Annotated in this window: 2 protein-coding genes; both read left to right on the forward strand. The window is 61.0% G+C overall.

All coding sequences use genetic code 11. The features are described 5' to 3' along the window. Window positions 1-260: anti sigma-E factor RseA C-terminal domain-containing protein (locus CXQ94_RS24110; protein WP_368665595.1), on the forward strand; the 260-nt coding region annotated here is incomplete at its 5' end. An 8-nt stretch (window positions 261-268) separates the two neighbouring features. After that, a partial coding sequence (locus CXQ94_RS24115; RefSeq protein ID WP_368665596.1) for a sigma-E factor regulatory protein RseB domain-containing protein occupies window positions 269-531 on the forward strand: 263 nt, incomplete at its 3' end.

Genomic DNA, 531 nt, shown 5'->3' on the forward strand with positions numbered 1-531 from the left:
CTGGTCCGCAGCTAGCGCAGCAGGCTCCGCAACCAAGTATTTCGGTTCCGCAGACCAGTCAAGGGCCGGCGGTTCTGGCTGGTTACAGTGAGCGAACCGAAGCGCCTGCAGAGGCAGCGGCAGATGGCGCTCCGGTAGAGCGCTGGCACGAAGAGCGTCTGCCTTCATATGTTCGCCAGCATGCCCAGCAAGCTGCCTTTGGTAATGGATCGGAGAGCGCGCTGCCTTACGCTCGCGCTGCCAGCATGGAAGAACGTTAGGGAGAAACATGCGCGTATTACCGCTGTATGTGGTGATGGGGGGCTGGCTATCGATGCCGGCCCTCGCTGCTGATGCCGAGTCCTGGATGGGGCGCCTCGCGATAGCCGAGCAGCAGCAGAGTTATGCAGGGACTTTCGTCTACGAGCGTAACGGCAGCTTTTCCAGCCATGCTGTTTGGCAGCAGGTCGACGGAAAGCGGGTGCAGGAGCGCTTCCTCCAGTTGGATGGGGCGCCTGCCGAAGTTCTATTGGTCGATGGACAGATGCAGTG

Source organism: Arthrobacter sp. GMC3 (assembly GCF_002929305.1).
Classification (GTDB): domain Bacteria; phylum Actinomycetota; class Actinomycetes; order Actinomycetales; family Micrococcaceae; genus Specibacter.